Source organism: Mycoplasmopsis meleagridis (assembly GCF_900660695.1).
Lineage (GTDB): Bacteria > Bacillota_I > Bacilli_A > Mycoplasmatales > Metamycoplasmataceae > Mycoplasmopsis > Mycoplasmopsis meleagridis.
The window spans coordinates 405,895-419,214 of sequence record NZ_LR215042.1 but is presented as its reverse complement, the minus strand read 5'-3'; the positions used below and the strand labels follow the sequence as shown (position 1 = coordinate 419,214).

At 24.8% G+C, this 13,320-nt stretch carries 10 protein-coding genes; 9 read left to right on the top strand and 1 reads right to left on the bottom strand.

Annotated elements, in window-relative coordinates; genetic code table 4:
• Positions 1–163: 163 nt before the first annotated feature.
• From def to pip, 4 genes are all read left to right on the top strand, one after another.
• Positions 164–748, top strand: coding sequence for a peptide deformylase (gene def / locus EXC33_RS01715; RefSeq protein ID WP_046096905.1), 585 nt, complete (start codon positions 164–166; stop codon positions 746–748).
• A 78-nt stretch (positions 749–826) separates the two neighbouring features.
• Positions 827–1,327, top strand: coding sequence for a dUTP diphosphatase (locus EXC33_RS01710; RefSeq protein ID WP_046096904.1), 501 nt, complete (start codon positions 827–829; stop codon positions 1,325–1,327).
• A 17-nt stretch (positions 1,328–1,344) separates the two neighbouring features.
• The gene (gene mgtA / locus EXC33_RS01705) at positions 1,345–4,068 is read left to right on the top strand and encodes a magnesium-translocating P-type ATPase (RefSeq protein WP_046096903.1); all 2,724 of its coding nucleotides are present in this window, start codon (positions 1,345–1,347) and stop codon (positions 4,066–4,068) included.
• A 107-nt stretch (positions 4,069–4,175) separates the two neighbouring features.
• Positions 4,176–5,126: a prolyl aminopeptidase gene (pip, locus tag EXC33_RS01700; protein ID WP_046096902.1), complete on the top strand. Its 951-nt coding sequence runs from the start codon at positions 4,176–4,178 to the stop codon at positions 5,124–5,126.
• 29 nt (positions 5,127–5,155) lie between these two features.
• Here the strand turns inward: pip and EXC33_RS01695 are convergent, their stop codons facing one another.
• Positions 5,156–6,478, bottom strand: coding sequence for a C1 family peptidase (locus tag EXC33_RS01695; RefSeq protein WP_046096901.1), 1,323 nt, complete (start codon positions 6,476–6,478; stop codon positions 5,156–5,158).
• Positions 6,479–6,585: 107 nt separating this feature from the next.
• Between EXC33_RS01695 and asnS the strand changes: the two genes are divergently transcribed.
• The 5 genes from asnS to EXC33_RS01670 all read left to right on the top strand — a co-directional run bounded on the left by asnS (position 6,586) and on the right by EXC33_RS01670 (position 13,312).
• Positions 6,586–7,953: an asparagine--tRNA ligase gene (asnS, locus tag EXC33_RS01690; protein ID WP_046096900.1), complete on the top strand. Its 1,368-nt coding sequence runs from the start codon at positions 6,586–6,588 to the stop codon at positions 7,951–7,953.
• Positions 7,954–7,961: 8 nt separating this feature from the next.
• Positions 7,962–8,963: a glycosyltransferase gene (locus EXC33_RS01685; protein WP_052717000.1), complete on the top strand. Its 1,002-nt coding sequence runs from the start codon at positions 7,962–7,964 to the stop codon at positions 8,961–8,963.
• Between the two features lie 107 nt (positions 8,964–9,070).
• Positions 9,071–9,634: a hypothetical protein gene (locus EXC33_RS01680; RefSeq protein ID WP_129727285.1), complete on the top strand. Its 564-nt coding sequence runs from the start codon at positions 9,071–9,073 to the stop codon at positions 9,632–9,634.
• Entirely contained in the window at positions 9,624–11,807 is a 2,184-nt protein-coding gene (locus EXC33_RS01675) for an ATP-dependent helicase (RefSeq protein WP_046096898.1), read from the top strand. Before EXC33_RS01680 ends, EXC33_RS01675 begins: the two co-directional genes overlap by 11 nt.
• Positions 11,807–13,312, top strand: a complete 1,506-nt coding sequence (locus EXC33_RS01670; RefSeq protein ID WP_046096897.1) for an MHO_4530 family protein — start codon at positions 11,807–11,809, stop codon at positions 13,310–13,312. The genes EXC33_RS01675 and EXC33_RS01670 overlap by 1 nt, the downstream gene beginning before the upstream one ends.
• The last annotated feature ends 8 nt before the right edge of the window (positions 13,313–13,320 follow it).

Sequence of the window (13,320 nt, the reverse complement as noted above, 5' to 3'; positions counted from 1 at the left end):
ATTTTTGGTTCTATAACCTCAGAATTAGCCGTTTTTAGTAATTTCTATATTAGTAGTTTTAATTCTAAAATTTATTAAAATATTTTATTGACAAAAATAAATATGCGCTTTTGTCTTGTTTAAATAGAATGAAAAGAATTAATTTATTTATATAATTTATAACGTGAAATTTAGAGTTAATTTAGTTAAATTACCAAATAAAATTCTACGTACAAAATCTAAAGAAGTTTCCTTGCCTTTATCAGAAGAAGATGATTTATTGGCACAAAAAATGATTTGACATGTCGACACTAGTCAAAATGATGAAAATTTAGGTTTTCAACCTGCTGTAGGCGTTGCAGCTATTCAATACGGAATTGCTAAAAGAATGTTTTATATAAATGGCGGAAATTATCCAAAAAATTCTTCAGTTCCTAATAGCATTTTACGTGATGTTTTAATCAATCCTGTTATTTTAGCTACTTCTGATAGCTTAATTGCCTTAGAGGATGGAGAAGGATGCTTATCAGTTGGCGAAAAGTGAAAAAATCAGGAAGGTTTTGTTTATCGTAAAAGTAGAATTAAAGCAAAAGCTTATTCTTACATGCAAAAAAAAGAAATTGAATTAGATTTAACGGGATATTTAGCAGTAGTTTTTCAGCATGAATATGATCATTTAGAAGGTAAATTATTTGTTGATCATATTATTAACGATGATCCATGAAAAGTTAAATCTAACGCAAGATTTATTGATGTAGAAGAAGCCTAAAAATAAAACGCTTAAAAAATAGCGTTTTTATTTTCAATTTTGTTGATACTAATAGAATCAAAAGTTTATAATTTTAACATGAATTTAAAAAATATCTTTGTTATGCAAGAAGAACTAGATAAAAAAATTGAAAAAAGAAAAGATCTAGGTCTTAAAAAAATCAAAAATGCTAACATTCATCAGCAAATTATGCTCGCTACTTTAATAGAAGTGGCTGAATTTGCTAATGAAGTGCAGTCTTTCAAGTATTGAAAAGCAAATAAAAATGTTGACAATGATAAAGTTTTAGAAGAATTTGCTGATGTTTTACACTTTCTAGGCTCTCTTGGTTATAAATATAAAATTGAAGAGAATATTGACCCCTTGATTGCAGAAAGTGAAGATATAAATGAACAATTTACTTTGCTTTTTAGTGCTATTACTAAAGCAATGCGTTATACAAATAAATACAATATAGCTGAAATTTTTGCCTTAGTTTTAGGTGCTGCTAAATTGTTAAATTATTCTGAAGAAGCGATTTTAGAAGCATATACAAAGAAAAATTTAAAAAATCACCAAAGAATTATTGAAAAATATTAATTATCTAAGGGGGTAAAATGGCTAAAAAAAAGAAAAATATTTCAACTAATGTAAATATTAAAAAAAATTTAGTGAAATACTCCCAAATGTCTAAAGAGGAACTTTATGAAAAATTTAATTCTTCCTCTAAAGGATTAACTGAAAAGCAAATTCTAATAAATAGAGAAAAATATGGTCTCAATAAATTGGCAAAAAAAGGTAAAAATACGATATTTCATCGTCTTTTTCATGCTTTTATTAATCCCTTTTCAATAATTTTAATTGTTCTTATTTTTATTTCGCTCTTTACGGACATTATTATCCCTTTTATCAATAAAGAACCATTTAATGCAATTGAAGCTTTACCAACAATAATTATTATCTTTTTAATGGTTTTAATTAGTGGCATTTTAAATTTTGTAAATGATTCGAGAAGTGCTGCAAGTGCCGAAAAATTGGTCAAAATGGTTCAAACAACTACAAGAGTAGAAAGAGATGGTACTTTTTACGAAATACCTCTTGAACAAGTGGTTGTGGGAGATATTGTTAATTTAGCAGCAGGTGATATTATACCTGCTGATGTGAGGATTATAAAAGCTAAGGATCTTTTTGTTTCGCAATCTTCTTTAACTGGAGAAAGTGAAGCAATTGAAAAATTTGCAATTAATTTTGCCAATAAAAATGAAGCTAATATTACCGATGCAACTAATTTAGCTTTTATGGGTTCTAATGTTGTTTCTGGTTCTGCCAAAGCTATTGTTGTAGTAAGCGGTAATAATACTTATTTAGGTCAAATTGCTCAAAAAGTAAATGAAACACCAGTAAAAACAGATTTTGAAAAAGGAATTAAATCTGTTTCTTGACTATTGATTAAAATAATGCTTGTTGTTGTGCCTCTAGTTTTTGTTATTTCAGGATTAAATAGTTGAAATCCTGAACAATATAAAAATGCTAAAAATTGACTAGATTCTTTCGCTTTTGCTATGTCTGTTGCTGTTGGTCTTACTCCTGAAATGTTACCTATGATTGTAACTAGCACTCTTGCTAAAGGTGCTTTGTCAATGTCCAAGAAAAAAACAATTGTCAAAAATTTAAATTCTATTCAAAATTTTGGCGCCATGGATATTTTTTGTACTGATAAAACTGGCACTTTGACGATGGACCAGGTTGTTTTAGAAAGACATTTAGATGTTAAAGGCCAAGAAAATTGTCAAGTTTTAAAATATGGTTTTTTAAATAGTTATTATCAAACAGGATTAAAAAATTTACTTGATATTTCGATTATTAATAGAACCGAAGAACTTTCCGATGTGGAAATAGAGTTGAGAAATTTAGAAGAAAAATACATCAAAATTGATGAAATACCTTTTGACTTTCAAAGAAAAAGAATGTCTGTAGTTGTTGCACCTAGAGATAATAAAAATGATAGCGAAATGATTACTAAAGGCGCAATTGAAGAAATTCTAAGCATTTGTAAATATATTCAATATGAAGGCGAAATTAAAGAAATAGATGATGAAATTATTAATAGAGTGCTTAAAAGAGTTGATAAATTAAATGATGAAGGAATGCGTGTTTTAGGTGTTGCTAGAAAAAAAAGTAATTATAAAAATGATAAATTTAATGTTCAAGACGAACAGGAAATGATTTTAATTGGTTATTTAGCCTTTCTGGATCCTCCAAAAGAATCAACTTTATCAGCAATTAAAAAACTTCATGATTTAGGCGTTAATGTCAAAATTCTAACTGGTGATAATGCTAGAGTTACTAAAACAATTTGTGCTAAAGTAGGCATTCCTGTTGAAAAAATTATGTTGGGTAAAGATCTTTTAGAAATTAGTGATAAAAAATTAGCCGAAATAGCTCATGAATATGATGTATATGCAAAATTAAGTCCTGATCAAAAAGCTCGTGTTATTACAGCGTTAAGAAGCAAAAAACACGTTGTTGGCTATATGGGAGATGGTATTAATGATGCTCCTGCCATGAAAGTAGCTGATGTTTCAATTTCAGTAGATACAGCAGTTGATATTGCTAAAGAAACAGCAAATATTATTCTTCTAGAAAAAGATTTAAATGTTTTAGCAACTGGTATTGTTGAAGGAAGAAAAACTTACACTAATATGAATAAATATATCAAGTTAACTTTAAGTAGTAACTTTGGAAATATTATTAGTATTGTTTTTGCTTCATTCTTTCTTTCTTTTGTTCCAATGATGGCAATACAAATATTGTTTCTTAATTTAATTTACGATATTTCTTGTGCTGCTATTCCTTGAGATAAAGTCGATAATAAATTTATTAAAGAACCAAGAAAATGAAATTCAAAAAGCTTTTATAAATTCATGCTTTGATTTGGGCCAGTTTCTTCTTTAATAGATATTTTAATTTTTATCATTATGCGTTTTTGACTAATAGAATATTTAGGTTTTAAAAATGGAACAATAGAATTTGAGAGCGCTTTTCATACTGGTTGATTTATTCTTTCAATGTGGACGCAAGCAATTATTATTCATTTTATTAGAACGGAGGAAATTCCTTTTGTCAAATCCTTTCCATCATTTATGCTTATTTTAGCCACATTTGGAGCAGTATTTATTGCAACAATAGTTGCTTATATTCCTGGCGTAAATACAGCTTTAAAATTAGTGCCTTTAGATGGAATGTTTTATCTTATTCTAATAATGCTTTCGCTTCTGTATATAGGATTAATATTAGTTATTAAAAAATTATTTATTAAACGCTATAAAAATCTTTTATAAAAAACCATAATGGTCTATTTAATAGGCGAATATGGTTTTTATTTTTTGACTTATAAATAGAAAGTTATAATTAATAAACTTTATCAAAATCAAATTAGGAAGTTGCTATGAATAAATATTTAAATTACTTATATCCTGAAATTGAGCCTTATGAAAAAAATTTTCTGCAAGTTGATGAAATTCATCAAATATATTACGAAATTAGCGGAAATAAAAATGGTATTCCTATATTATTTATTCATGGTGGTCCAGGTGGAGCAACTAGTGCTTATTGTAGAAGATATTTTGATCCAAAGTATTATAAAATAGTTTTATTTGATCAACGAGGTTGTGGCTTAAGCAAGCCTTCTTTAGAATTAAAAAATAACACAACTCAAAATTTAGTTCAAGATATTGAATTATTAAGAAAACATCTTAAAATAAAGCAATTTATTTTATTTGGGGGTTCGTGAGGAACTACTTTAGGTTTAATTTATGCTATTAATTATCCTAGAAATGTTAAAGCTTTAGTTTTAAGAGGAATTTATTTATCACGCCAAAAAGATATTGAATGGCTTTATCAAGAAGGTGCATCATATTTTAAACCTCTTGAATACGAACAATATGTTAGTTTATTAGATAAAAAACAAAGAAAAAACATTGTTAAATCATATTGAGAATTAATGAACAGTAATGATTTAAATTTAAGAAATAAAGCTTTAATAGAATGGGCAAGGTGAGAAAATTCATTAATTAGTTTAAGTAAAAATAAATTTAACGAAAAAGAAATTAAAAAAAATAGTGAAATAGCTTTGTTAGAAAATTACTATTTTGTGAATAATACTTTCATCGAAGAAAACTATATTTTAAATAATATTCATAAAATTAAAGACATAAAAACTTTTATAGTTCATGGTGAATATGATTTAGATTGTAGGCCTTCTGGAGCATATGAATTAAGTAAAAAATTAAATAATTGTGAATTATTTTTTATTCCAAAAAGCGGTCATTCACAAAAAGAATGAAGAATAAGCAAAAAATTAGTAGAAATTACTAATTTACTCATAAATGAAAAATAAAAGCAGAATTAGAAAATTCTGCTTTTATTTTAAGATAAAACATCTCAAGGTTCAATTTCAATAATTTTATTATTTTTAACTTCCTCTAGAATTTTTGGATCAACATATTTAGGATCTAAAATAGCTCCAAATACATATTCATCAAACCATTTATCACTCATTGAGAAATAACCTTTTTTGCCTACTTCTTCACCTCATGAATTTTCAATTTCTCATTGTAAAGGATTATTTTCTTCATCTAAATTAACACCAACAAAAGTCATAGCATGAGTAGGAGCACTAATTCTATAGTTTATTCTATCAGCTTTAGTTAGATTATTATAAATTCTTAATGTTTCATTTATTGAATAAATTTCTGTGTCTAAAATACCTAATTTTCTATCAGAAAAAGCAGCTACATCGCAATCAAATCAAACAGGATTATTGTCTTTTAGTGATTGAATAATGGCTTTTTTGATTTCCTTAATATCTACTTTAATTTGTGAAAGTTTTTTTCCTTCGATAACTGAAGCAAAATATTTTGAAACAAGCAGAGTATTTTTAGGATATTTATCACGTGGGTCATCTAGTAAATTAACGTAATTTAAATAATCACTTTTACAATATGTTTTAGCAAAATCAACAGGATTTTGATTATTTAATTTAACATATTTATTATCTTTATCTTTGTATTCGTAGTCAAAAGCAAGTGGTGGAAGGCCTAAAACTTTAGCGTTAATTTCAAAAATTCTTTCTAAAGAACTTTCTTTAATTTTTCTAGCTAAACCTAGAGAATTTTTATCGTTAATAGCTCTTTTGATTTCTTTAATTGTTGATACTATATGAATTTTTAAAACACTATTTAACTGTTCACTACTTTCAGAAGTAACTACTTCATTCATAACACTTTTTGGAACAACTCCGTATTTATGAATTAAACTTTGAGCCCATTCTCAATATCCACCATCTGAAACAAAACCATCCATAATTAAGCCGAATAAACGATCATCAAAATCTAATTTAGGATTAGAAATAAAAATTTCAAAAATATTGTTAGCTTTTTCTAATTTGTCTCAGAAAAATAAATAATTTTGGGAAAATTCTAATTCCTTAGTATTTAGTTCTTTGGCGGCTCTAACTTTTAGAATATTAAGAGCAGAAAAAATTCAACATCTTCCAGAATTTTTTTGATTTGTTATTCCTATTTTATCTACTTCAACATTAAAAATAAAATTGTGTTCTCTTTTCATTTTGTTGTTAAAAGTAGCATTTAAAATACCGTTTTTAGTAATTGCATTTTCTAAAACTTGGTTCAATGAATTGGCCTGATATTTTTTATAAAAATTTTCAATCAAAGATTTTTTAATTTCCATAATTTACCTCGTTATTATTTAGATTAGTTGATGAGCAAAAGCAAAATTAACACTGTATATATGATAAAATTAATATTAACACATTTTAAGTTATTTCAGGGGCATTTATGAAAGAAATTACGATCAAAAAACTTCTTCAAAATATAGAAGCTTTTGATGGGCAAAATATTAGTTTAAAAGCTTGAGTTAATGCTAATAGAGGCAATAATAAAGTACGTTTTATAAGTTTAAATGACGGCTCAACTGTTTCTAGTTTGCAAGTTATTGTTAAAGAAGAAAATAAAAATATTGATATTTCTCAATTAGACGATAGAATAGTTCATTTAGGAGCAGCTGTTTTTGTAGAAGGAACTGTGAAATATACTCCTAGTTCTAAACAAATTTGTGAGTTGGTAGCTAATAATTTTATCCTTTTGAAAGATGCAGAAGATTATCCTATTCAAAAAAAAGCGGTAAATTTAGAAACTTTAAGAGAAATTCCTCACGTTAGACATCGTACTAATTTGCTTAGAACAGTTTTTTTAATTCGCTCTACTTTAGCTCTAGAAATTCATAAATATTTTAGAGAAAATGACTTTCTTTATTTTAATGCTCCAATTATTACTTCAAATGATGGTGAAGGAGCTGGTGAAACTTTCGTTGTTAATGATGAAAATATAGAAAGTCCCTTTTTTGGTAATAAAAAAGCAACATTGGGAGTAACTGGTCAATTACATGGTGAAAGTTTTGCTTTGGGATATAAAAAAATTTATACTTTTGCACCTACTTTTAGAGCTGAACATTCAAATACTAAAAAACATGCTGCAGAATTTTGAATGATCGAACCAGAAGTGGCGTTTTATGATCTTAACGATATTATTAACTTAGCTGATGATTTACTAAAAACTGTTATTAAAAAAACAATAGAATTACATCCTGATGAATTTAAATTTTTAATTGAAAATATAGATAAAAATTTACTCGAGAAATTAAATCTATTTATCAACAAAAAATTAACTGTTTTAGACTATAAAGATGCTATTAAAGAATTAGAAAAAGTTAAAGATATTTTTGAGGAAAAAGATATTAAATTTGGTCTTGATTTAGCAACTGAACACGAAAGATATTTAGCTGAAAAACTAATTGGTGGACCAGTGGCTATTATTAATTTTCCTAAGGATTTTAAAGCTTTTTATATGTATCAAAATGATGATGGTAAAAGTGTTGCTGCTTTTGATTTATTAGTTCCTGGAATAGGCGAATTAATAGGAGGAAGCCAAAGAGAAGTAAGAGAAGATAAACTTTTAGAGAGAATTAAAGAAATAGGTATTAATCAAGAAGATTTGCAATGATATATTAATTTAAGAAAATTTGGTAATGCTGGCTCTTCTGGCTTTGGAATAGGTTTTGAAAGATTAGTTATGTATGTAACTGGTGTTGATAATATTCGTGATGTTATACCATATCCTAGAACTTCAGGAAATATCAAAATGTAAGGAGAACTATGAAATTAAGTATAATAAGTCCTAATATTTTTAAAGCTGATCAATTATCTGATTTTCTACATAAACTAAAAAACCAAAATTCACAAGATTTTGAAATTATTTTAGTTGTGAATAATAATTCTAGAAAGATTTTCAGAATAATAGAAGAATACCTATTATTTTTTGGCCCTCGTTTAAAGTTTGTTTTAAATTTACAAAAGAAAATTACACAAGATAATATTATGGCTGCTTTTGGCCTCGTTAAGGGAGAATTTGTAACAATTATTAACGTTAATAACAACATTAAACATAAATTAGTTAGTGATTTAATAGACTTAGTTAAAGAACCTGCTGATATTATTGAATTTTTACCTTCTTTTACTCATGAAATTAGGTGAAAAATGAAAGAGAGAATTAAAAAAGGTTTTTATCAAGATTTTCTTAGTAAAAATTCAGAAATTTTTGCCTACACAGCACCTATTATTTCCAATAAAATTTACAGCAAAAAAGTTGTTAATACTTTAATGAAATTTAAACCTTTAGAATTGGGAGATGGAATTTTTTGTATTGAACTACTTTACTTACTAATGCTAAATGCTAAAAGTTACAAAATGGTTAATGAATATTTATACAAAGAAGAAATTAAATATGATTATCCACTTAATTTAAAAATTTTACTAGATGAATTCGATAAGATAAAAAGCTTTATAAACGTTAATAATATCAAACTTAGTCATGAAATAGAATATGCTGAATTTTACTTTGTAAAAGCTTTTTTGGGCACAATAGTTAAAACTTATAAATCTAATACTTTTTATGATTGAATTAAAAATAAGGAAATTAGATATTGAAAGAAAGAAAAAATACACGAACAAATTCTTAAATATATTGTTAAAAAGCAAACAATGGATTCAAACTTTTTTACTACTAATTTTTATATTAATCAACCTAAATTTGAAGCAATATTTCTTAAAAATACTCCTTCAATAAAAAGTTGAGAAAATTTAATTGATAAAATTTAATGATCTTACATAAAAATGTAAATTTTTGAATGCGTTTTTTGGCTAATATAATTGATTTAATTATTTTCTTTTTTTTCGTCATTTGCCAATATCTTTTTTTAGTTATTATGGGCAAAAATTTGGTGATAGGAATATATGTTTTTATAGCATTAAGTATATTAACTAGCATTATCTTTTTTATACTTATTCCCCTATTTTTAAACGCTAGAACTATAGGTTATTTGATTTTAAGATTGCAATATTTATCATTAGAAAAAAATAAATATTTACCTATTTATAAAATAGTTTTAAAAAAAGCTGTTTTTAGTTCTTTTTTCTGAATATTTATTTGTTTTGTTTTTGTTTGTTTAATTTATCCTAGTGATTTTAATAATTTTAAAAATTCTATTTCTTTAGAAAAAGTTGCTGAAAATTCTAATCCTAGATTTTTAATAGCTTACAAGATTTTAACTACAATTATTTCTTTTTTTATTCTTTTATTTTCATTTAATTACATATCTATTTTAGTCAAGAGAAATAGAATAGCAATTTTAGATTACGTAAGCGGCACTAGAATTGTTTATATGAAACATATTCAAGACGCTAATTTGCAAAAGGATATTAAGTTGATACCTTATCGTGCTAAAAACGAAAAGATTGTTTATTTTTTTAAGGAGAAAAATGATGCTTAATTTCAAAAAAGATAAGATTTTAAAAGATTTAAATGCTGATCAACTTGAAGCTCTTAATTATTTTGATAATCCCTTACGTATTATCGCGGGCGCAGGAAGTGGCAAAACACGAGTTTTGACTCGAAAAATAGCTTATTTAATTAATATTTTAGGCATAGCTCCAAATGAAATTTTAGCTTTAACTTTTACTAATAAAGCAGCAAATGAAATGAATGAAAGAGTAACTCAATATACTAGTAGTAATATTAAATTGAGAGCTGAAATTTCTACTTTTCATGCTTTATGTGCCAAAATTTTACGTTTAGAAGCACAAAATTTAGGTTTTAATAATAATTTTCAAATAATTGATGATGCAGATAAAAAAGTTATTTTGGATTCACTTTACAAATTACATGATTTTTCAACGCAAGATATTAAATTTAGTCATTTAATGAACGTTTTTTCTCTAGCTAAAAATTATAATTATACAGGCGATGAATTAGCTAGACATTTAGATGAAAATGAAAAAGATCCTGAAGTTTTAAAATCACATAAACTAATTGGCAAAATGTTTGAAGAATATAATGAAACTCTAAAAAATAAAAATTGTTTTGACTTAGACGATTTAATTTTAAAAGTTAATGAATTATTTAAAAATTTTCCTGATATTACTAAAAAATGGGCAAATAAATATTCTTATATTTTAATTGATGAATTTCAAGACACTTCTAAATTGCAGTATGAAATAGTAAAATATTTAGCTAGCGGCAAAGCTCATTTAACAATTGTTGGTGATCCTGATCAAACAATTTATTCTTGAAGAGGAGCTGATGTTAGTTTGATTTTAAATTTCGATAAAGATTTTCCTAATACTAAAACAGTAATATTAAAAAATAATTATCGTTCAACTACTAAAATTTTAGATGCGGCCAATAAATTAATTCACTTTAATAAAAATCGCTTCGATAAAGATTTAATAACAGAAAATAAAATTGGTGAAGACATAGAATTTTTTCACGCTTTTAGTCCAGAAGCAGAAGCTAGATGAGCAGTACAGAAAATTAATGAGTTAAAGAAAAATAAAATTCAACTTAAAAATATCGCTATTTTTTATCGTTCAAACTATTATTCTAGACCCTTTGAAGAAGAATTAATTAGAGAAAATATCAATTATAAAATCTATAATGGGCAAAAATTTTTTCAAAGAAAAGAAATTAAAGACTCTCTAAGTTATTTAAGAATAATTTATGATTTTAGTGATATTTCTTTAACTAGAATAATTAATACACCAACTCGTAAAATTGGCGATGCAACATTAACTAAATTACTTAATTTTGCTAATAGTAAAAATAAATCTTTATACAATACTTTAGTTGACCACTATAAAGAATTACCAGTTACCAAAAGTGTTTTAGCTAACATTATTAGTTTTCTTAATTCGATAAGAAAACATCACAAAGCCTTAAGTAAATATTCAATATACGATACTCTTAATTCTTTATTAAAAGAAGTTAATTATTTAACTTACATCAAAAATGATCCTACTTTAAGACAAGCGGGCGAAGAAAATATTAGAGAATTATTAAATTCGATTAAAACATGAGAAAAAGAACATCCTGATAAAGGAATTAAGGAGTATTTAGAAGAAATTTCTTTATATTCAGCTGGAGATGAATTAGATAGTGGTTCTAATTATGTAACTTTAATGACTGTGCATTCTGCTAAAGGTTTAGAATTCGAAAATGTTTTTTTAGTAGGAATGAATGATCAAATTTTTCCTCACAGAAGAGCTAAATATGGTAATGAAGATGCTCTTGAAGAAGAAAGAAGATTAGCATATGTTGCTATTACTAGAGCTAAAGAAAGACTTTTCATAAGTGATAGTAGAGGCTATTATGGAGATAAATTAATTGATAAAACTCCTTCTAGATTTTTAAAGGAAATGAATATTAATATTGAAAATAAAATTTTACAAAATGATAAAACATATTTAGATTTTGCCGAATTAGAAGATGAAAATAATATTAAAGAATTAAATAAAAACATTATTGTAGGTGATGTTATTAGTCACACTTCTTTTGGTGAAGGAACTGTTTTAGAAGTCAATAATGATTCTATAGTAGTGCAATTTATTGGCAAAAATAATATAAAAACACTTAATAAAAATCATTCCTCAATTAGGTTGCTTAAATAATGATATTTACTAATCTTATAGATACTATTTTTGTCATTTTTGCCTTAATTTTAGTTTTATTAGTAACATTAGTTGCTTTATTTTTCTTTTTTAAAAAATTTCATTCCAGAGGCTTAATAATTTATAAAATTAATAACATTCAAAAAACTGTCATAAGATCAAGCTCTAAAAAAATTAGTGGAATAAAACATTATGATTTTAATAAAAATAATTCGTTAAATAACAATGAATATTATGACATTGAAAAATTTTTTAATCTCTTTGATGTTGATACTAAAGAAAAAATTTCTAAATATTTAAACTTGCTTTCCAAAAATGAATTAAACATTAAGTATTTACATAAAGAAAAAAATAAAACTTATAGTTGTGAATTAAATATTTTTCCTAATGAAGAAGAAAAAAATTATTGAGCAATTTTATACTGGAAAAAGAATTTTAAAAATACTTTAAATAGTTACGTAGTTAGCGAAAATTATAACCAACTAAGTGATAATAATTTTTGATTTTTAATCAATTTACAAGTTAATGAATTAACCTATATTCAAGGTATAAATGAAAATTTAATTACTGCTTTGTTAAACATTTTTAAATTAGAAGAAAAAACTTTGAAATTTTTTTATATAGAAGGAATTTTAACTGTAGCAAAAAAATTTAAAAATATGAATGAAGTTAATAAATTCAAAAACAATTTTTTTCTTACTTTTAAAAAGAGTTCTCATTTGTTTATCATCAAAAAATATTTTAAAGACTTTGGGTTTCAAATAGTTAATAATAGCGAAAGATCAAATACTTTAATAACCAATAAAATTAAATTTTATGCAAGTAATAAAACTAATAATTTTAATAGTTATATTGAAGATTTGGAATTTAACAAATTTAACGAAGCTTTAGATATTTTTACTAAGAAGCTTGAATATTTAGATTTTATCGAACAAAAAAATTATCTTTATGACCATTTAAAAGAAAAAAATATTGAAAAATTTATTACCTTGAACATTAATGGAATTGAACAAGAACAATTTAAGCAAATAAAAAATATAAATTTCTACAAAAATTTAGAAAATAATATTTTTAACAAATATATTGTAGAAAATAATAGCGAAAAAATTTCTTTAGTTCTAACTCAATATAATGCACTAAATAATTGAAATTTATTTTCAAAACATAATGGCAAAATTTACATTGATTCTTTAGATGACAATTTAGATTTAAATGTGATAGAAAAAATTCTCTTAAATGACCAAAATAACCATGAAATAGGCTTATTTGTTAAAAATATTACTCCTGATTTAATTAAATTTATTCAGGTTAAAAAGATTAAAAATATTGTTTTAACTAGTCAATTAACAAATAAAATTGATGATTTTAACGAAACATATTTAAAAATCAAAAATTTGGAAATGCAATTAGGCAATAATGTCAAAATAATTTATCTTAATTTAAGCGATGAAATTAATATAAAATATTTTAATAAATTAAATATAAGATATTTATTAAATCTTTAAAGGAGGTA